This window comes from Streptomyces sp. cf386 (assembly GCF_900103585.1).
Taxonomy (GTDB): domain Bacteria; phylum Actinomycetota; class Actinomycetes; order Streptomycetales; family Streptomycetaceae; genus Streptomyces.
Genome location: NZ_FNHV01000002.1, coordinates 401,860 through 420,668 on the forward strand (window position 1 = coordinate 401,860; position 18,809 = coordinate 420,668).

Sequence of the window (18,809 nt, forward strand, 5' to 3'; positions counted from 1 at the left end):
ACTAGCTTTCCCACGCCGTCCGGAATCACCGGCGGCTGCGCGGCACAGCACCCGGGGAGTCGTGAAATGCCCAGAGAGGCGCCGTATCTCGCGGTGGCGGACGCGTTGCGGGAGCGTGTTCTTGCCGGGGAGTGGGGGATCGGGGAGCGCCTGCCGTCGCGGGTGCGGCTTGCCGAGGAGTACGGGGTCGGGCGCAACGTCACGCAGCGGGCCGTGGACCAGTTGATCAGCGACGGTCTCCTCGAAGGACGCGCGGGCTCGGGCACCTATGTGCGGGTGCCGCGCGAGCGCCTGCGCATGGTCCGCTCGCGGTATCGCGAACGGCGCGGCGGATCCCTGTACGGAGTCGGCGCGAAGGAGCGAGGGAGGGCCGGTGCCTGGGATTGGCACAGCCAGGCGCGCGTTCCCGCACCGGACGCCGTCGCCGAGCGGCTCGCCATCGGCCCCGGCGACCTCTGCGTCACCACGCACTACGAGTTCCTGGCCGACGGACAACCCGTCCAGCTCTCCGCCTCCTGGGAACCGATGGCCATCACGGACGGAACCCCCGTCGTGCTGCCCGAGGAGGGCCCGCTCGCGGGAAGGGGTGTGGTCGCGCGCATGCGGTCCATCGGCGTGGACGTCGAGACCGTGGTCGAAGTGCCGCGGCCGGCCCGGGCCACCCAGGAACAGGCGAACCTGCTGGGGATCGGAGTCGGGGATCTGGTGCTGGCGATCGAGCGGACCATTTACGACATCGACGGCCGGCCGGTCGAAACCGCCGACATCGTCATCCCGGACGTGCGCCGGGAAGTGGTCTACGAATTCAAGGTCGACCAGCCGTAATGCCCAGAGCCGTAGTGCCCAGAGCCGTAACGCCCACACACTCCCGGCTCGGCCTTTTACGCGACCGGGACTTCCGGCGTCTGTTCGCCGCCACCGCGCTCGGTCAGCTGGGCGATCGCATCGTCTTTCTGGCGTTGCCGCTGGTGGCGATCGTGGCCTTGCACGCCGACGAGTTCCAGGTCGGATCGCTGACCGCGATGACCTCGGCGGGCTCGCTGCTGGTCGGACTGCCGGCGGGTGCGTGGGTGGACCGTATGCGAAAACGGTCGGTGATGATCAGCGCCGATTTCCTGCGGGCGTTCGTCCTGATGACGATTCCGGCGGCGTGGTGGGCAGACCTTCTGACCGTCGGTTGGCTCTACGCCGTCGCGTTGGTTCACGGGGTGCTGACCGTCTTCTTCGATGTCGCGTACGTCAGTTATCTGCCGCACTTGGTGGGGCGCGGTCATCTCGTCGAAGGAAACGCGAAACTCTCGGGCATCCGCTCGGTGACCGGCATCAGCGGGCCGGCCATGGCAGGTCCGCTGGTCGGATGGGTCGGAGCGCCGGTGACGCTGTTGGTGAGTTCGGCGGGTATGGCCCTGTCCGGCCTGCTCGCGGGCGGTATCCGTAAGCGTGAGCCGAAGCCGGAGTCCAGCGAGCGCTCTCGGCTGGTCCGGGACATCAGGGAAGGGCTGAATTTCGTTCTCACGCATCCCGCCCTGCGCGCGATCATGCTGGGGGATGCGGTATTCAACCTCTTCCTCGTCATGTATCAGACCATGCTGCTGGTCTTCCTGGAGCGGGAGATGGGACTGGAGTCCTTCGGTATCGGTCTCGTCCTGTCGGGCATGGGGTGTGGTGCTTTGCTGGGGGCTCTCTTGGCGGCCAGGGTGTCGAAACGAGTCGGGCAAGGGCCGACCATCTGGCTCGCGTCACTGGTCACCTGTCCGCTGACCGTGCTGATGCCGATGGCGAATCCCGGGTGGAGCTTGTGCGCGGCCGCGATCGGAATGGCGGCCCTTTCGCTGGGCGGAGTCGTCCGCTATGTGGCTCAAGCGAGTCTCCAGCAGGCCCTGACGCCGGATCGGCTCCTGGGGCGGATGAATGCGACGGCTCGCTTCGTGTCCTGGGGCGGTATTCCGCTGGGAGGGCTTCTGGGTGGTGTCTCGGGCTCCGTGTTCGGAGCGGCGGCCACGTTGTGGATCGGTGCGGCCGGAATGACGCTGAGCATCCTGCCCGCTCTCCTGTCGCCGCTGCGAACCGCACGCGAACTGCCTGACGGGAAGGACCCGGAGCCCGTGCGCTGATCCCCTCAGCCCCGCCCCAGCACCACCGTCCCCGACGAGCAGAACCACCCCCCGGTCGCCGAGGCCACCCCCAGTCGCGGCAACTCCCCGACCCGCCCCCGCCGCCACACCTGCCGCTCCCCGCCCTCGCCGCGCAACTGTCGTACCGCCTCCACGAGCAGGAAGAGGCCCCGCATACCGGGGTGTTGGGCCGACAGCCCGCCCCCATCCGTGTTCACCGGCAGCTCGCCGCCCCGTACCAGCAGCCGTCCCTTCTCCACGAACGCGCCGCCCTCGCCCTTGCCGCAGAAGCCCAGGTCCTCCAGCGTCACCAGGGTCATGTAGGTGAACGCGTCGTAGAGCTCCGCGAAGTCGATCTCCTCCGGCCGCACCCCGGCCCGCTCGAAGGCGAGCCGTCCGCTCACCGCCGCCGGGCCCGTGGTGAAGTCGGGCCACTCGGACATGGTGGCGTGGGAGACGTGCTCGCCGGTGCCGAGGATCCACACCGGGGCCGTACGGCAGTCCCGTACGTACTCCTCGGCGGTCAGCAGGACCGCCGCCCCGCCGTCGGAGCGGAGGCAGCAGTGCAGCTTGGTGAAGGGGTCCGCGATCATCGGGCCCGACAGGACGTCGTCCACGGTGATCGGGGTGCGGAACATGGCCTCGGGGTTCAGCGCGGCGTTCGCCCTCGCCTGGACCGCCACCTCCGCCAACTGCTCGATGGTCGTGCCGTGTTCGATCATGTGTCGGCGGGCGGCCATGGCGTACTTGGCGATGAGCGTGTGGCCGTACGGGACCTCGAACTGGAGCGGGCCCCGGGAGCCGAAGGACAGGTTCCCGGTGCGTCGGCCCGCCTTGATGTCCGCGCGGGCCGTCGAGCCGTACACCAGGAGTACCGCGTTCGCGTGGCCTCTCGCTATCGCGTCCGCCGCGTGTGCCGCCATGACCTCCCAGGTCGAGCCGCCTACGGAGGTGGAGTCGACCCAGGTGGGGCGCAGGCCCAGGTACTCGGCCACCTCGACGGGGGCCAGGGTGCCGAGGCCGGCGGACGCGAAGCCGTCCACCACAGCCCGGTCCAGGCCCGCGTCGGCCAGGGCGCGGCGGGCCGCCTGGGCGTGCAGGGTGTACGGGGTGGCGTCGTCCACCCGACCGCAGTCGGCGAGGGCGACCCCGACCACGGCGACCTTCCGGCTCGCGGGAGTCATGAGAGGAGGGCCTCCAACCTCTGGGCATCTCGTTGCGACCCTCCTAATATGACGGCCCGTCAGATCTGGAGGGAAGAGCCGGAGGGAAGAACCCATGGACGCCAGCTTCACCCCAGAGCAGGACGAGATCCGCCGCACCCTCCGCGAGCTGCTCCACAGCCGCTGCGGCCCCCGCGAGCTGCGCGCGGCCGTCGACACCCCGGCCGGGCACGACCCCGCCCTGTGGACCGCCCTCGCCGAACAGCTCGGCTTGCCCGGACTCGCCCTCCCCGAGGCATACGGCGGTGTCGGCTGCTCGGCGACCGAACTTGCCCTCGCCTGTGAGGAGACCGGCCGGGCGCTGGCCCCCTCTCCACTGCTCGGCACGGCCGTCCTCGCCACACCGCTGATCGCCGCCCTCGGCACCGAGGCCCAGCGCGCCGCACTGCTGCCCCGCCTCGCCTCCGGCACCCTGACCGCCACCCTCGCCGTCCCTGGCCCCGCGCTCGCCGCCGCCCTCGCCCTGACCGGCGACAACGGCGGCGACTGGGCCGGCGGCGGGCGTGCCGGCGGTGTGCAGGCGCGGCGGGTGGAGGGCGGCTGGCGGCTGTACGGGCAGGTCGACCAGGTGCTGGACGGGCACAGCGCGGGGCTGCTGCTGGTCGCCGCGCACGCCGGGGGGTTCGCCCGATCGCGGACGCTGCTGTTCCTGGTGGCGGGGGAGGCGGCGGGTGTCGTACGGGTACGACAGACCGCACTGGACGCCACCCGACCGCAGGGACGCCTCCAACTCCGCGATGTGGAGGCGGAGTTGCTGGGGGAGGAAGCCGCTGACGTGCTGGGTGCGCTGGCGGGTGTGGGGCAGGTGACCGCCGCCGTACTGGCCTGCGAGGCCGTGGGCGCCGCTGACCGGGTACTGGAGCGGACGGTGGAGTACGTCAAGCAGCGGGACCAGTTCGGCCGTCCGATCGGCTCCTTCCAGGCGGTGAAGCACCGGCTGGCGGACGTGTACGTGGCGGTCCAGGCAGCAAGATCGGCAGCCTATTACGCGGCGTGGGCTGCAACGCCCCCCAGGGGCGCGGGGAACTGCGCGACCAGCCACAACGAACCCGCAGACGCCCAACAATCCATCGCGGCACCCCCCGCGGAGCGGCTGGCGCTGGCGCAGGCCCTGGAAGCACTCCGAACCGCGTCCGCCGAGGGCATCCAGTTCCACGGCGGCATCGGTTTCACCTGGGAGCACGAGGCTCACCTGTACTTCAAGCGGGCCGCCGGCGACGACCTGCTCTTCGGCCCGGTGCACCGGCTGCGAGCGCACGCCGCCGACGCCGCCCGGCTCTTCGACGCCCGGGAGGTGGCGGTGTGATCGGCGTACGGGTCGTACAGAAGGTGTCCTCGACCCGGGGCTTCGCCAAGGTCGCCCCCCATCTGATCCCCGCGCTCGACCGGGCCGTGCACCGGCTCACCCGCGGCAAGGTCCTGCTCAGCGCTCAGATGCTGCCCGGCGTGATCCTGACCTCCACGGGCGCGCGCAGCGGACTGTCCCGCCGCACGCCGCTCGCCTGCATGCCCGAGGAGGGCGGCAGCGGCTGGATCCTCGTCGGCTCCAACTTCGGTCGCACCGGCCACCCCGCCTGGACCGCGAACCTGCTGGCGCATCCGGACGCCGAGATCAGCTGGAAGGGAACCGACATCCCCGTCAGGGCGCAGCTGCTGGAGGGCGAGGAGCGGGCTGCCGTCTGGAAGAACCTGCTCGCGTTCTGGCCGCCGTACGCCACCTATCAGGCCCGGGTGGAGCGGGAGATCCGGCTGTTCAGGATCGTCCGCCGGTCATAGCGCCGTAGGGTCACAGCGTCGCCAGGCGCTGTACGAGGAGAAACGCGCCGATCCCCAGCATCGCCGCCCCCGACGTGCGCGCGACCGCCCGCGCCGCCGCCGGGCGGGCGCCGAGGACCGCGCGGGCCGCCAGGCCCACCGTCAGGTAGACGGCGGCGCAGCACGCCATGTGGAGCAGGCCGAGTACGGCGGTCTGGGCGGGGACCGGCAGGTGGTCGCCCTTGGTCACCAGGAACTGCGGCAGCACGGAGAGGTAGAGCAGCAGGCCCTTGGGGTTGAGGCCGCTGATCGTGGCACCGCGCAGAAAGGCCCGGGCCGGGCTCGCGGCGACGGGCTCCTCGGCCGCCCCCGGCGTGCCCGGCCGGCGCAGCACGCCCCACCCGAGCCACACCAGGTACGCGGCACCGGCCGCCGTCAGCGCGGTCAGCAGCGCCGGCTCGCCCGCCACCAGCACCGCCAGTCCGGCCACCGCGAGGACCGTGTGCAGCGCGTACCCGGCGACCAGGCCCGCCACCGCCGTCACCGGCGAGCGGTCGCGCAGCCCGGCGGAGATCGCGTACGCCCAGTCGGCGCCCGGTATGCAGACAAGCAGCAGGTCGATGGCGAGGAAGGAGAGGAGCAGTCCGGAGTCCATGGTGGGGACATTAGGCGGGAATGGCCCGAAAGTGTTGTCGAAGTTTGCCCATGATCGCCACTTCTGAGGGAAGATCTGTCTCATGGATGACGTGGACAGAAAGATTCTTGCCGAGCTTCAGCAGGACGGGCGGCTGACCGTGACCGAGCTGGCCGCGCGGGTGCGGCTGAGCGTCTCGCCGTGTCACCGGCGGCTGCGGGAGCTGGAGCGGTCCGGCGCCATCAGCGGGTACCGGGCGGTCGTGGACCCGGCTGCCGTCGGGCTGACCTTCGAGGCGCTGGTCTTCGTCTCCATGCGGCAGGAGGACCGGGACACCGTCGCCGAGTTCGAGCGGGCGCTCGGCGAGGTCGCGGAGGTGCTGGAGGCGCAGCGGCTGTTCGGGGAGCCGGACTATCTGCTGCGGGTCGTCGCCGCCGACCTCGGCTCCTACCAGCGGCTCTACGACGAGCGGCTGGCCACGCTGCCGGGGGTGCAGCGGCTGACGTCGACGCTGGTGATGAAGCACGTGGTGCAGGACCGGCCGCTGCCCGCCTGAGGCGAGGGGCCGTACATGAACAGCAGGCGGTGGCCCGCACGTGTGAACCGCCGCCGGTGAGACAGGACTTGGGAACCCGGCGACCGAACCGTCGGCCGCCCGGCGCTACTTCGTCGGCTTCTTCCCGGTCACGCCCAGATGCACCAACAGCGCGAGGTTCGGCTTGAGTTCAGCCTGCTTCACGCCCCAGGTCTGGAAGCCCTTCTGGTGCGAGGCCACCGCCGCGAGCATCGCGACGATCGAACCCGCGACCGCGGCCGGGTTGACGTCCTTGTCGACCTTGCCCTTGGACTGAAGCTGAGTGACGGCTTCCGCAAGGGAGTTGTTGACGGAGTTCAGGATCTTCATTCGGAGCTTGTAGAAGCGTTTGTCGCCCTCGGACGCCCCGAGGTCGACGACCCTGAGGATCGCGTCGTTGCGGCGCCAGAACTCCAGAAACCCGTCGACGAGTTCCTGGGCGGTCTGCCAGCCGGCCTTGCCGACCCAGCTGCGGCCCTCGACGAGCTCGGTCAACCCGGCGCCCTCGGTGGCCATTTGCTCGGCGATCTCCAGGACGGCGCCCTCGACGTCCGGGAAGTACTGATAGAAGGTCGCGGGTGAAGTCCCCGCCTTCCGGGCGACATCGATGACTTTGACGTCCCGGTAGGGGGAAGAGCTGAGCATCTCGCTGAGGCAGTCGAGCAGCTTCTGCCGGGTCGCCTGCCCACGCCGGCCGGCCACGCGGCCGTCGACGGTACGCACTTGTCCTGTCATGCCGTCAGCTTACCGAGGCGTGATCGGGGCGCGATTCGGCCGACTGCAAATGGGGTGCACGGGGATACGGAGGCGGGTGTGCCTGGTCTGCGGGTTGCGTGAGAGGCCGTTACTTTGACGACATGGCCGAAAACAGGGCATCCGCAGACGGAACGGGAAACGGGGCGGGGTACGCGGAGGGCGTCCCGTGCTGGGTGGACGCCCAGCTGCCCGACGTCGAGGCGGGCAAGCGCTTCTACGGGGAGCTCTTCGGGTGGGACTTCGAGGAGGCGTACGACTCCACCGTGCTCGCCCGGCTGGACGGCGAGCCCGTCGCCTCGCTCGCCCGCAAGGCGGACGGGCGGTTTCCCACCGTGTGGACGGTGTACTTCGCCACCTCGGACGCGGAAGCGCTGGTCAGGCGGATCCGGGAGGCCGGGGGGCAGGTGGTCACCGCGCCCGTGGAGATCGGGGCGGACCTGGGCAGGGCCGCGCTGGTCACCGACCCGGAGGGTGCCGTCTTCGGGCTCTGGCAGGCGGGCGAGCACCAGGGCTTCGGGCGCCGGCACCAGACCGGCACCTTCGGCTGGGTCGAGCTGTACGCCCGGGACACCGAGGTCGCAGGCGCCTTCTACGGCAAGCTCTTCGCCGACGCCCTGTTCGGGCCGGACGCCGAACCGGACTTCGGGCGGGCGGCGGTCGCGGAGCGCTTTTCGGCGATGATGCCGCCCCACTTCGTCGTCCACTTCCAGGTGGCGGACTGTGCGGAGATCCTCGACACGGTGAGCCGGCTCGGCGGGCGGGTCCAGGTGCCGCCCTTCGAAACGTCGTACGGGACGGTCGCCGTGGTCACCGACAATCAGGGGGCGTCCTTCGCGGTGCTGGAGCGCCGGGCGGCCCCGGAAGTCTGACCTCACTCTTACCCCCGGCGTCCCAATATGCGAACCAGCGCTTTCCGTCGGGTGCCGGAGTGTGGTTTTGTCCCAAGACACCCCGTTCCGCCCTTGGGTTCGCAACCACGCCCTCGGACAGGAAGAATCGGGGTGCGTGCCGCCAAGGCGGTGCGGTGGTGAGACGCTGCACGGGGTCGCGTACATATCTGGGTGACGGGGCCCGTACGGGGAGGTGGCAGGCAGAGTGGTGGATCAGCTGACGCAGCACGATCCGCGCAGGATCGGGCCGTTCGAGGTGCTCGGACGGCTGGGCGCCGGCGGTATGGGGCTGGTCTATCTCGCGCGCTCGGCTTCGGGCCGGCGCGTGGCGATCAAGACGGTCCGCACGGAACTCGCCGAGGACCAGCTGTTCCGCGTCCGCTTCACGCGTGAGGTGGAGGCGGCCCGGGCGGTCTCCGGCTTCTACACGGCCGCGGTCGTCGACGCCGACCCGCGCGCCGCCGTGCCGTGGCTGGCCACCGCGTACGTCCCCGCGCCCTCCCTCGAAGAGATAGTGAACGAGTGCGGGCCGATGCCGGCCCAGGCGGTGCGCTGGCTGGCGGCGGGTGTGGCGGAGGCCCTCCAGTCCATCCACGGCGCAGGGCTCGTCCACCGCGACCTCAAGCCGTCCAATGTGCTCGTCGTCGAGGACGGCCCCCGCGTCATCGACTTCGGTATCGCGTCCGGCGTCTCGAACACCCGTTTGACGATGACGAACGTCGCCGTCGGCACCCCCGCCTACATGTCGCCGGAGCAGGCGAAGGACTCCCGCAGCGTCACCGGCGCCAGCGATGTCTTCTCGCTCGGCTCGATGCTGGTGTTCGCCGCCACCGGACACCCGCCCTTCCACGGCGCCAACCCGGTCGAGACGGTCTTCATGCTGCTCCGCGAGGGCCCCGACCTCGAAGGCCTCCCGGACGAGCTGCGCCCGCTGATCGAGTCCTGTATGCAGATGGACCCGACCGCCCGCCCCAACCCCGCCGACCTCCAGGCCCAGCTCGCCCCGCACCTCTTCGGCTCCGGCTCCGACGACAGCGGTACGGCGTCCGCGTGGCTGCCCGAGCGGGCGGTGAGCCTGATCGAGTCGCGGCGCGGCGGCCGGCCGGCGGCGAAGCCCTCGTCGTCCTCGGGCCGCAGCGGCGGCCGTATCGCCCCCGCCCCCGCACCCGTCCCGCCCCCGCCCTCGCACGACCCGGTCGTCCCCGGCCCGCAGCCCGTACCGGTCGGCGCCCCCGACACCGGCCCCGTACGGCTGGCCGGCGCCGCGGTCCCCATCGGCCCCGGCCCCCGCGTCTCCGACGCCCGCGCCGCCGCCATGCAGGCGCCGCCTCCGGAGGCAGGCCTCGTCGCCTCCTGGTCCAAACCCCGCCCCGGCGTCAACGGCACCGACCCGGCCGTGGGCCCTGCCGTACCGGCCGCCCCGCCCCTGCCCCCGGAGCCGGCGGCCGGCTGGCGCCCCTGGCGTTTCCGCATGTCGAACGACGTGTGGGGCACCCCCTCCGTCGCCGACGACCTCGTCTACGTCACCTCCTTCGAGGTGCACGCCCTCGACGTGGCCACCGGCCGCCGCAGCTTCAAGACCCGGGACGTGGCCTGGTCGATGGCGGTCGCCGACGGCCGTATCCACGCCTCCGACGGCCCGACCCTGTTCGCCCTGGACTGCCGTGAGGGCGCCGACCTGTGGCGTCTGCAGACGGACGCCTGGGTCTACTCGCTCAAGGCCGAGCGGGGCACCGTCGTCACCGGCACGCGCGGCGGCGGCGTCCAGGCCTGGGAGGCCTCGACCGGCCAGAAGCTGTGGGAGATCACCGGCGCACAGTCCGACTTCGAGTCGCCCGAGGCCGGACCGGCGCTGTACGACGGCACGGTGTACGTCTGGCAGGACGCCCGCCTGCGCGCCCTGGACGCCCGCAGCGGCGACGAGCGCTGGTCGTACCCCATCGGCGACGCGGCCTCCTGCGGCGGCGTCCCGGTGCGGGTGGCGCAGGCGCAGGACGGCCATGTGTACGTCTCGGCCGGGACCCGCGTCCTGTCGCTGGACGTGACGAGCGGTCGCGTCCGCTGGCACTTCGAGGCCCCGGCGGTCTTCCTGTGCCCGCCGGCCTTCGTGCCGGGACCGGCGGTGACCGGCGGCGGTGTGTACCTCGCCGACTACCTCGGCACGGTCTACGCCCTGGACGCCGCCGACGGCCGCGACCGCTGGCGCATCGCCACCGAGTCCCGCTCCTCGATCGACCCGGTGCTGGTGGCCGCGGGCCATGTCCACGTCGGCAGCGGCAAGGGCCTGTACACGCTGGACGCGGTCACCGGGACGCCCAAGTGGCGCTTCCAGGCGGGCGGCGACATCGTGGGCGCGCCCGCGGTGGCCGAGGGCCGGATCCACTTCGGCTCCACCGACCACCTGCTGTACACCTTGAAGGCCGACGACGGCCGCCTGCGCTGGAAGCTGGCCACCGGCGGCGAGATCACCGGGTCGCCCGTGGTGAAGGACGGCGTCGTGTACGCGTGCAGCAAGGACAGATGCGTCTACGCGCTGGACGCGGAGAAGGGCACGGGCACGGCGCGGGGCGCGTGACCGAGGGGTTGGGGACGGCCGTCGTACCGGCGCACGGAAGGGTCCGGACGGCGGCCGTCACCTCGGGGAGCGGCACTGTGTACCAGCTCCCACAGCAGACGCTACGCCGAGTGCACAGAGGTCGCCATGCGGTGACATGACCGTGACAGCCGATCGCTAGAGTGGCCGCCATGCATCGACGGGGGCACATTCTCAAACTCACGGCGGTTTCGGTCCTGGTCGGCCTGGCGCTGACGGGCTTCTCCTCCAAGGGGCGGGGCCATGGCGGCTCCGACGGCGACAGCAGCGGCGGCGGGGGCGGCGGGTGCAGCAGCTCCAGCCAGGACCACGACAGCACGTCCTCCAGCGGGGGGACATCGGGTTCGACGTACGACGACTACGACGATGACGACGACTACGCCGGCACCAGCGGTGGCAGCGGCGGCGACTACTCGCCGACGCCGACGGCGTCGCCGGCCCAGGACGCCACCGTTGAACTGGTCACCTGCACCAGCGTGCGGCAGCCCTACGCGACGGTCACCGTCACCAACCCGAACGCCGAGAGCGATTTCTTCACCGTGACGGTGGACTTCCTCGACGCCAAGAACCGCCGTGTGGAGCGGGGCACCAAGAAGGTGTTTGTCGGCGGCAACGAGATGGAGCGGGTCGAGGTGGACCTCGCCAGCCCGGATCTCGTGGCGAAGGTCGACCACTGCCGGGCCGAGCCCGAGGCCCCGACCACGTACTGACGGGCGCTCACCGCACCCGGTGCCCACCGGCTCGCCGAGCCGCGAACAACTCCGCCTGGCGTTCGGTGGGCAGATTCCCCAGCGCGATCAGGTGCGGCGCCTGCGCGAACGCCTGGGCGAGGGCGGCCTCCTTGGCCGCCCACAGGGCCCGCACGGTCCCCTGCACCGCCTCGGTCGGATACCCGGCGACGACGGTCGCGCAGCCGACGGCGGCGGCCAACGCCCCGCCGGGCTCGGTGACTTCGGAAACCAACCCGATCTCATGGGCCCGCCGCGCCGACAACCTCTCCGCGCTCCCCATGAGCGCCATCCGCGCCACCTCCCCGTACGGCATCCGCAGCGCCATGAGCATCGACTCGTAGGCGCTGACCATGCCGTACGTGGTGTGCGGGTCGAAGAAGGCGGCGGTCGGGTCGGCGACGACGAAGTCCGCCTCGCCGAGGAGATAGAAGGCGCCGCCGCAGGCCATGCCCCGCACGGCGGCGACGACCGGTTTCCACAGGTCGTTGGCCTTGGGCCCGACCCGGAGCAGCGGATCGTCCATCATGTACGGCGACTCGGGCTGCGGCACCACGGCGTCCCGGTCCAGGCCCGTGCAGAAGGCCCGCTCCCCGGCGCCGGTGAGCACGAGGGCACGTACGGTGTCGTCGAACCGCAACTCCCCCCAGGCCGCGACGAGTTCGTCCCGCATCGCGAGGTCGATGGCGTTGAGGCGTTCGGGCCGGTCGAGGGTGACGACGGCGACGCCGGTGTCCTTGTCGGCCGCGACGGTGAGGCTCATGGCCGCTCCAGGACCCACTGCGGGAGCCCGGCGCCGCTGAAGACGGCCTGGACCTTGGCACCGATGCGGATCCGCGCCGGGGGGAGGGAGTCGAGGCGGGCGTCGGGGCCGGTGACGAGGTTGCCGACGAGGCGGATGCGGGGTGCGTCGGCGAGTTCGACGACGATGACGTTGTACGGCGCCTGCTCCGCGTAGTCGGGGAGCAGGGGCGGGTGCGGGACGACGTACGACCAGACGCGGCCCTGCCCCGAGGTCCTGCGCCACTCGCACGCGAAGGACTGGCAGTGCGGGCAGCAGGGGCGGGGCGGGAAGCGGGGTTCGCCGCAGTCGGCGCAGGCCTGGACGCGGAGTTCGCCCTGGGCGGCGTACTGCCAGAAGGGGGCGCCATCGGGGTCGGTGACGGGGGAGAGCATCCTTCGATCAACTCCTCAGGAGCAGCGCGGAGGTGGGGACGCCTTCGCCGGCGGTGACGAGACAGGTGGCGGCGCCCGGGACCTGGGCGGTGCTGGTGCCGCGGAGCTGTTTGACGCCCTCGTTGATGAGGTTGAAGCCGTGGACGTAGGCCTCGCTGAGTCCGCCGCCGCCGGTGTTCAGGGGCAGCCGCCCGCCGATCTCCAGGGCCCCCTGCTCGGTGAACGCCCCGCCCTCGCCCCTGCCGCAGAAGCCGTAGCCCTCCAGCGAGAGCGGGATGAGGGCGGTGAACGCGTCGTAGATCTGGGCGACGTCCACATCCTGTGGAGTGACGTCGGCGTGCTTCCACAGATGCCGGGCGGCGGTCCAGGCGGGGCCGGTGAGCGGGTCGTCGTTCCAGTAGTTGACCATGCCGTGGTGCTGGGCGGGCAGGCCCTGGGCGGCGGAGTGGACGTAGACGGGCTTCTTGGCGCAGTCCCGGGCGCGCTCCCTGCTGACGATGACGCAGGCCAACGCCCCGTCCGTCTCCAGGCAGTTGTCGAAGAGGCACAGGGGCTCGCTGATCCACCGGGACGTCATGTACATCTCGCGGGTGAGGGGCCGTTCGTACATCACCGCCGCGGGGTTCTGGTTGGCCCGGTTGCGGCAGGCGAGGGCGACGTTGAAGAGGTGGTCGCGGGTGGCGCCGTACTCGTGCATGTAGCGGCGGGTGAGCATGGCGATCTCGTCGACGGGGCGCAGGAGACCGTACGGCCGGGTCCACTGGGCCGGTGTGGGCAGTTGGGCCGTGGTGTTGCGCCAGGGCCGGGGGCCGGACCCCCGCTTCCGCGACCGCCAGGCGACGCCGACGGACGCCTGTCCGGTGGCGATGGCCGCGGCGAGATGCGCCACCGTGGCACACGAACCGCCGCCCCCGTACCCGACCTTGCTGAAGAAGGTGAGGTCACCGAGGCCGACCGCCTTCGCGAGCTCCACCTCGTCGGTCTCCTCCATGGTGAAGGAGGCGAGGGCGTCGACCTCTCCCGGGGCGATGCCGGCGTCGTCGAGCGCGGCGAGCACGGCACGGCAGGCGAGGGTTCTCTCGTCCTCGGGGAGGTTCTTGGCGAAGGGTGTCTGGCCTATGCCGACGATGGCGGTGGCGTCCTTGAGTCCGGTCACGGGGCACCTCCGCAAGCACGTTCCCTCTGCTGACAGTGCGTCAGGCTACAGCTAATCTGACGGGTAGTCAGCTACTGGGTGCTGGGCTACTGGGTTCCGTCGGGAGGCTGTTGTGCGCGGTGACTTGGAATGGGGCAGCATTCCGGAACTCGTCCGAACCGCGGCCGAGCGGTACGCGGACGCCGAGGCGGTGGTGGAGGGCCGCACCAGGATCACGTACGCCGAACTGGGCGCCCGCATCGAGCGCTCGGCGGCGGCCTGCATCGCGAACGGGGTCGCGCCGGGCGACCGGGTCGGCATCTGGGCGCCGAACACCCTGGACTGGATCGTGGCGGCGCTGGGCGCGGTGTCGGCGGGTGCGGTGCTGGTTCCTCTCAACACCCGCTTCAAGGGCGGGGAGGCGGCGGATGTGCTGCGGCGCAGCGGGGCACGGCTGCTGTTCGTGACGGGCACGTTTCTGGGGACGTCGTATGTGGCGTCGCTGCGTCGGGCCGTCGCGGAGGGGCGGGCACTGCCGGAACTGGAGCAGGTGGTGGTGCTGTCGGACGACGCCCCGGCGGACTTCCGGACCTGGAAGGACTTCCTGGCGAGCGGCGACGGGGTGCACGAGGCGGAGGTGCGGGCGCGCGCCGAGGCCGTGGACGGCTCCTGGCCGTCGGACATCGTCTTCACGTCCGGGACGACGGGCCGCCCGAAGGGCGCGGTCATCACCCACGCGCAGACGCTCCGCGCCTACGAGGTGTGGAGCGACCTGGCAGGCCTGCGGCAGGGCGACCGCTACCTCATCGTGAACCCCTTCTTCCACACCTTCGGCTACAAGGCCGGGGTCATCGCCTGTCTCATGCGGGGCGCGACGATGATCCCCCAGCCGGTGTTCAACGTGAACACGGCCCTCGCGAACATCGCGGCGGAACGGGTGTCGGTGCTGCCGGGCCCGCCGACGCTGCACCAGTCCCTGCTGGACCATCCGGCACGGGACGCGTACGACCTCTCCGCGCTGCGCCTCGTCGTGACCGGCGCGGCGGTGGTACCGCTGCGGCTGGTGGAGCGGCTGCGCGGGGAACTGGGCGTCGGCACCGTCCTCACCGCATACGGCCTCTCGGAGGCCAGCGGCATCGTCACGATGTGCCGCCGCGGCGACGAACCGTCGGTGATCGCCTCGACCTCGGGCCGCGCGATCCCCGGCACGGAGGTACGCGTCGAGGCCCCGCTCGGCGAGCCCGGCGAGGTCCTGGTCCGCGGCTTCAACGTGATGTGCGGCTACTACGAGGACGCGGTGGCCACGGCGGAGGTCGTGACGCCGGACGGCTGGCTGCGGACGGGGGACGTGGGAGTGCTGGACGCGGCGGGGAATCTGCGGATCACCGATCGCATCAAGGACATGTTCATCGTGGGCGGCTTCAACGCGTACCCGGCGGAGATAGAACAGATCCTGGGACTGCACCCCGACGTGGCCGACGTCGCGGTGATCGGTGTACCGGACGCGCGGCTGGGCGAGGCCGGGAAGGCGTATGTGGTGCGCCGGCCCGGGGCGGTGCTGACCGGGGACGACCTGATCGCGTGGGCGCGGCGGGAGATGGCGAACTACAAGGTGCCGCGGGTGGTGGAGTTCCTGGGGGAGTTGCCGCGGAACGCGAGCGGGAAGGTGGTCAAGGGGGAGTTGCGGGGGAGGCGATGACGCGTCAGGGTCCGGGGACGCCGTGGTGCGTCCCCGGACCCTGAAACACCCCGAACTCGCCCCTGACTCACCCCGAACACGCCTCGGCCGCAGCGGCTTCCCCTCCGAGTCGCTGCGGCCGATCCCCGTGGGATGAGGCCTACTTGTCGTCCAGGTCCAGGACGGCGGGTCCGGCAGGCATGGAGTTGTTGAGCGTCGTGATCGTCGTCTCCGCCTTGGCCGGCTCGCTCGGCATGGAGTTGTTCAGCGTGGTGATCGTCTCGTCCGCGACGGGCTCGCTGGGCATGGAGTTGTTGTCCGGAGAGAGGGTCTCGTCCTTCTTCTTGTCGCTCATGGGATCGTGTTCCTCTTTTTCGGTGATGAGACAGGAACGCCCGCCCGGTAACTCCCCCGAGGATTGCCGGACGGGCGCTCGGAGCCGCAGACTAACCGGCCGGGCTCCATGTCGGACTGCCTGCCCCCCGTGGCGACGGTCCGACTGAATATGAGTTTGTCGGGTGGAGATAAACGAACGCTGAACGCCCGAAATCCCCAGGTCAGCAGCCCACCCGCTACAGCGCCGCGGCCGACGTGAGCAACGCGCGCACCTCCTCGGCCTCCACCGCGCTGCTCTGCTCATAGAGGTTGAGCGCCTCACGCCAGCACGCGCGCGCCCGGTCCGCCTGTCCGAGTGCCGCGAGCGAACGCCCCAGGAGTGTCAGGACGTTGCCCTGAATGCGGTCACCGCCGATGCAGCCCAGCGCGAGCGCCTGCTCGGCGTGCTGGGCGGCCTGCGCGGGGCGGTGATCGGCCGCGTGCACCTCGGCGATGCGGAAGTGGGTGACGCCCTCCCACAGCCGCTGCCGATGGTCGTTGAAGAGGCCGAGCGCGTCGGAGAACTGGCTCAGCGCCTCCGTGTAATGGCCCGCCCGGGTCAGCGCGACGCCCAGCTGGAAGTGGCCGTTGGCCAGGCGCACGGTCCGGCCGACCTCGGTGTGCACGGCGAGCCCGCTCCGGGCGATCTCCACGGCCTTCGTGATGTTGCCCATGCCGAGGTGGGCACGGGACAGATTGCCGAGGACGGTCGCCTCGAAGAGGCGGTTCCCCGCCGCCCGCAGACCTTCGAGGGCCTGGTCGAAGAAGACCTTGCCGTCGGCGAACCGGTTCTGGTGCAGGCAGATGAGCCCCCGGTTGTTGGCGACCCAGCTGACGGCGATGGAGTCGTGCGCGCTCGCCGCCAGCTCCATGGCGACGCGCGCCTCCTGCTCCGCCTGCTGAATACGTCCGGAGACCAGCAGCACATCGCTGAGCACCGTACGGGCCCTGCCCTCCGCCCGTTCGTGGCCCGCGACGCGGGTGGCCTCGCAGGTGGCCTTCGCCGTCATCTCGTACTGATGCGAGTTGGCCCCCGACTCGGTCAGGTCCTTCGCCGCCCAGAGCAGATCGACGGCCCGCCGCAGCCGCTCCGTCCCCGCCGCCTGCCGTACGCAGGCCAGCAGTTGCCCGGCCTCCGTGTACAGCCAGTCGAGGGCCGCAGCGGCCTCGGTGAAGTGCAGCCCCGGATAGCGCGTGGGCTCCAGGTGGTCGGTCAGCCGGTCCTCGCCGTGCTCGATCGCGTACACCTGCGCGGTCGTCGCCAGATAGAAGTCCAGCAACCGCGACAACGCCTCGTCCCGTTCGCTCGGCTGCTCGTCCCGCTCCGCGCACGCACGCGCGTAGAGCCGGACCAGATCGTGGTACCGATAGCGCCCGGGCGCCGCCGACTCCAGTAAAGAGGTGTCGACGAGGGACTCCAGCAGCTCCTCCGTGTCCTCCGGCGCCAGATCCAGTACGGCCGCGGCCGCAGCGAGCGAGATGTCCGGTCCGTCGGCCATCCCCAGCAGCCGGAACGCGCGCGCCTGGGCGGCGTCCAGGGCGCCGTAGCCCAGCTCGAAGGTCGCCTTCACCGCGAGGTCGCCGGCCTGGAGCTCGTCGAGCCGGCGCCGTCCGTCGGCGAGCTTGGCGGCGAGCACGGACACCGTCCAGGTGCGGCGGGCCGCCAGCCTGGAGGCGGCGATGCGGATGGCCAGCGGCAGGAATCCGCACGCGGCGACGACGTCCAGCGCCGCCTCCCGCTCGGACGCGACCCGCTCCTCGCCGACGATCTTCGTGAAGAGGGACAGCGCCTCGTCCGGGGACATCACGTCCAAGTCGACTAGATGCGCCCCGGCGAGGTCCACCATCCGCACCCGGGACGTCACCAGCGCCGCGCAGCCCTCCATGCCCGGCAGCAGCGGGCGTACCTGGGCGGCGTCGCGGGCGTTGTCCAGCAGGACCAGGATCCGGCGGCCGTCCAGCAGCGAGCGGTACAGCGCGGCCCGCTCCTCCAGCGAGTCCGGGATCGCCGAGTCCGCGGTGCCCAGGGCCCGCAGGAAGGAGCCCAGTACGGTCTCCGGTTCGGCCGCGCGCGGGCCCGCGCCCTGGAGGTCGACGTAGAGCTGTCCGTCGGGGAAGGCCGACCGCGACTGGTGCGCCACGTGCACGGCCAGCGTCGTCTTGCCCACGCCGCCGATGCCGGCCAGCGCCGACACCGCCATCACCCGGCCCTCGGTCCCCGAGGCCGACGCCAGCACCTCGCTCAGCTCACGCACGAAGGTCGACCGCCCCGTGAAGTCGGGGACACTCGCGGGCAGTTGCGCGGGGCGCACCTGAACCACCCCCGGCTCCGCCGCCGGCGCCGACGGTTCCGCGAGGCCGGGGTCCGCCTGCAGGATCCGCTGCTGGAGCTCCTTCAGGCCGGGACGCGGATCCACGCCCAGCTCGTCCGCCAGCAGGCGCCGCGTGTCCGCGTACACCGCCAGCGCCTCCGCCTGCCGCCCGCTGCGGTACAGCGCCAGCATCAGCAGCTCCCGCAGCCGCTCGCGCAGCGGGTGCTCCGCCGTCAGCGCCGTCAGCTCGGAGACCGCCTCGGCGTGGCAGCCCTGCTCCAGGTCCATGTCGAGGCGGGATTCGAGGAGTTGAAGCCGCCATTCCCCCAGCCGGACCCGCTGGGCCTCCGCGTACGGCCCCGGGACCCCCGCCAGCACCTCGCCGTCCCACAGCGCCAGCGCCCGTCCGAGCACCTCCCGGGCATGGCACAGATCCCCGGCGTTACGCGCCTTCTCCGCCTCCGCCGCCAGCTCCTGCGCCGCCGCCAGGTCGAGCGCGCCCTCGGCCAGGCCCCGCACCGCGTAGCCGCCCGACTCGCTCACCAAGACCCCGGGGTCCAGCACCTTCCGCAGCCGGGAGGCGTACGTCCGGACCGCCGCCAGCGCCTGCGAGGGCGGCTCCTCGCCCCACAGGGCGTCGATCAGCTCCGCCGCGGTCGCCGTACGGCCCTCGCGCAGCAGCAGGGCCGCGAGCAGGGCGCGTTGCTGGGGAGAGCCGGTGGGGAGCTGGTCCTCGCCGCGCCAGGCGCGTACGGGACCGAGCACGCTGAATCGCAGCGCCGCCGCGGGCTCCGTCGCATCTGTCGAGGAGCCGGGACGCCTCTGCTCCGGCACTCGCGGTACCCCGTCCATCGCAGTCCCCCTAG

The 18,809-nt window shown here is 71.7% G+C and carries 17 protein-coding genes; 9 read left to right on the top strand and 8 right to left on the bottom strand.

The window, feature by feature from the left end:
- Positions 1-66: 66 nt before the first annotated feature.
- Together BLU79_RS06050 and BLU79_RS06055 are read left to right on the top strand one after the other, a co-directional pair.
- Positions 67-825 carry a GntR family transcriptional regulator gene (locus BLU79_RS06050; protein ID WP_093904553.1) on the top strand — a complete coding sequence of 253 codons (759 nt, stop codon included), beginning with the start codon at positions 67-69 and terminating at the stop codon, positions 823-825.
- A gap of 14 nt (positions 826-839) precedes the next feature.
- Entirely contained in the window at positions 840-2,114 is a 1,275-nt protein-coding gene (locus tag BLU79_RS06055) for an MFS transporter (protein WP_256333168.1), read from the top strand.
- 5 nt (positions 2,115-2,119) lie between these two features.
- Here BLU79_RS06055 and BLU79_RS06060 read toward each other — a convergent pair whose 3' ends face one another.
- The gene (locus BLU79_RS06060; protein ID WP_093904555.1) at positions 2,120-3,298 is read right to left on the bottom strand and encodes a thiolase C-terminal domain-containing protein; all 1,179 of its coding nucleotides are present in this window, start codon (positions 3,296-3,298) and stop codon (positions 2,120-2,122) included.
- A gap of 94 nt (positions 3,299-3,392) precedes the next feature.
- On the opposite strand from BLU79_RS06060, the gene BLU79_RS06065 reads away from it, so the two are divergent.
- Both BLU79_RS06065 and BLU79_RS06070 read left to right on the top strand, forming a co-directional pair.
- Positions 3,393-4,643, top strand: coding sequence for an acyl-CoA dehydrogenase family protein (locus BLU79_RS06065; RefSeq protein ID WP_093904556.1), 1,251 nt, complete (start codon positions 3,393-3,395; stop codon positions 4,641-4,643).
- On the top strand, positions 4,640-5,113 hold the full coding sequence (locus BLU79_RS06070) for a nitroreductase/quinone reductase family protein (protein ID WP_093904557.1): 474 nt from the start codon (positions 4,640-4,642) through the stop codon (positions 5,111-5,113). Before BLU79_RS06065 ends, BLU79_RS06070 begins: the two co-directional genes overlap by 4 nt.
- A gap of 10 nt (positions 5,114-5,123) precedes the next feature.
- On the opposite strand, the gene BLU79_RS06075 is transcribed toward BLU79_RS06070, so the two are convergent.
- The gene (locus BLU79_RS06075) at positions 5,124-5,747 is read right to left on the bottom strand and encodes a LysE family translocator (protein WP_093904558.1); all 624 of its coding nucleotides are present in this window, start codon (positions 5,745-5,747) and stop codon (positions 5,124-5,126) included.
- Between the two features lie 82 nt (positions 5,748-5,829).
- Here BLU79_RS06075 and BLU79_RS06080 point away from each other — a divergent pair, with 82 nt between their 5' ends.
- A complete protein-coding gene (locus tag BLU79_RS06080; RefSeq protein WP_093904559.1) occupies positions 5,830-6,282 on the top strand; it encodes an Lrp/AsnC family transcriptional regulator in 453 nt (150 codons plus the stop codon).
- A 105-nt stretch (positions 6,283-6,387) separates the two neighbouring features.
- Here BLU79_RS06080 and BLU79_RS06085 read toward each other — a convergent pair whose 3' ends face one another.
- Complete coding sequence (locus BLU79_RS06085; protein ID WP_093904560.1) at positions 6,388-7,023, bottom strand: TetR family transcriptional regulator; 636 nt, start codon at positions 7,021-7,023, stop codon at positions 6,388-6,390.
- Positions 7,024-7,157: 134 nt separating this feature from the next.
- Between BLU79_RS06085 and BLU79_RS06090 the strand changes: the two genes are divergently transcribed.
- The 3 genes from BLU79_RS06090 to BLU79_RS06100 all read left to right on the top strand — a co-directional run bounded on the left by BLU79_RS06090 (position 7,158) and on the right by BLU79_RS06100 (position 11,249).
- Complete coding sequence (locus BLU79_RS06090; RefSeq protein WP_093904561.1) at positions 7,158-7,925, top strand: AfsK-binding protein KbpA; 768 nt, start codon at positions 7,158-7,160, stop codon at positions 7,923-7,925.
- 226 nt (positions 7,926-8,151) lie between these two features.
- Complete coding sequence (locus BLU79_RS06095) at positions 8,152-10,521, top strand: protein serine/threonine kinase AfsK (RefSeq protein ID WP_093904562.1); 2,370 nt, start codon at positions 8,152-8,154, stop codon at positions 10,519-10,521.
- A gap of 170 nt (positions 10,522-10,691) precedes the next feature.
- Complete coding sequence (locus BLU79_RS06100) at positions 10,692-11,249, top strand: hypothetical protein (protein ID WP_177000883.1); 558 nt, start codon at positions 10,692-10,694, stop codon at positions 11,247-11,249.
- Positions 11,250-11,256: 7 nt separating this feature from the next.
- Here BLU79_RS06100 and BLU79_RS06105 read toward each other — a convergent pair whose 3' ends face one another.
- From BLU79_RS06105 to BLU79_RS06115, 3 genes are read right to left on the bottom strand one after another with little or no spacing between them, the layout of a single operon-like run.
- Positions 11,257-12,030 (bottom strand): enoyl-CoA hydratase/isomerase family protein, encoded by a 774-nt coding sequence (locus BLU79_RS06105; protein ID WP_177000884.1) that lies wholly within the window; start codon positions 12,028-12,030, stop codon positions 11,257-11,259.
- On the bottom strand, positions 12,027-12,443 hold the full coding sequence (locus BLU79_RS06110; RefSeq protein ID WP_093904564.1) for a Zn-ribbon domain-containing OB-fold protein: 417 nt from the start codon (positions 12,441-12,443) through the stop codon (positions 12,027-12,029). The genes BLU79_RS06105 and BLU79_RS06110 overlap by 4 nt, the downstream gene beginning before the upstream one ends.
- A gap of 7 nt (positions 12,444-12,450) precedes the next feature.
- Positions 12,451-13,599 carry a lipid-transfer protein gene (locus BLU79_RS06115; RefSeq protein WP_093904565.1) on the bottom strand — a complete coding sequence of 383 codons (1,149 nt, stop codon included), beginning with the start codon at positions 13,597-13,599 and terminating at the stop codon, positions 12,451-12,453.
- A 112-nt stretch (positions 13,600-13,711) separates the two neighbouring features.
- On the opposite strand from BLU79_RS06115, the gene BLU79_RS06120 reads away from it, so the two are divergent.
- Positions 13,712-15,277, top strand: a complete 1,566-nt coding sequence (locus tag BLU79_RS06120; RefSeq protein WP_093904566.1) for a FadD3 family acyl-CoA ligase — start codon at positions 13,712-13,714, stop codon at positions 15,275-15,277.
- 139 nt (positions 15,278-15,416) lie between these two features.
- Here BLU79_RS06120 and BLU79_RS06125 read toward each other — a convergent pair whose 3' ends face one another.
- Both BLU79_RS06125 and BLU79_RS06130 read right to left on the bottom strand, forming a co-directional pair.
- Entirely contained in the window at positions 15,417-15,611 is a 195-nt protein-coding gene (locus BLU79_RS06125) for a regulatory protein AfsS (protein ID WP_093904567.1), read from the bottom strand.
- Positions 15,612-15,828: 217 nt separating this feature from the next.
- On the bottom strand, positions 15,829-18,795 hold the full coding sequence (locus tag BLU79_RS06130; protein ID WP_093904568.1) for an SARP-family global regulator AfsR: 2,967 nt from the start codon (positions 18,793-18,795) through the stop codon (positions 15,829-15,831).
- Positions 18,796-18,809 lie beyond the last annotated feature (14 nt).